Source organism: Vibrio sp. 970 (assembly GCF_033339075.1).
The window spans coordinates 1-642 of the sequence record NZ_JAWOTW010000430.1 but is presented as its reverse complement, the minus strand read 5'-3'; the positions used below and the strand labels follow the sequence as shown (position 1 = coordinate 642).

At 50.0% G+C, this 642-nt stretch carries 1 protein-coding gene; it reads left to right on the top strand.

Annotation, left to right across the window (positions count from 1 at the left end; translation table 11 throughout):
• The coding region (locus tag R7Q11_RS27120; RefSeq protein ID WP_405532529.1) for a FlgK family flagellar hook-associated protein at positions 1-642 on the top strand (642 nt) is incomplete at both ends.

Genomic DNA, 642 nt, shown 5'->3' with positions numbered 1-642 from the left:
CGAAGGCGATGGCATCAAAGCGATTAAGGCCGACGACATGGACGGCAAAATCGGCGCGCTACTCGACATGCGTGATAAACACATTCCGCAACTGCTGGATGAAATGGGGCGCTTAGCTACCGGATTCTCTTACAAGGTCAACCAACTGCAATCGCAAGGTTTGGATCTCAATGGCAAAATCGGTAAAGACGTTTTCACCGATGTGAATTCTGAGCTGGTGGCTAAATCACGAGTGTTTACTGCACCAAACTCGAAAGCGGACGTTGCCGTTTATGTCGATGATATTTCGGCGTTGAAAGGTGGCGAATATGCGCTGCGCTTCGATGGTGATCGCTACAGCGTGACAACACCGAAAGGCGAGCAAGTTCAGATAGATATAGACCAGTCGGATTCTACCTTCGTATTGGATGGCATGAGAGTGCAAATCGGCGAAGGCCTTGCCGCTGGCGAACGAGTGCTGCTGCGTCCTACTCGCAGTGGTGCTGCCATCATCAAGATGGAAACCAACGACGCTAAATCCATTGCGGCACAAAGTTATGAAGCGTCTACGACGTTTGCTCAAGGCAGTGCGAAATTCAATATTCGTGAAGCGGGTGATGTAAAAGAGTTTGAAGTGACGGTCCAGCCATCCGATGAAAAGCA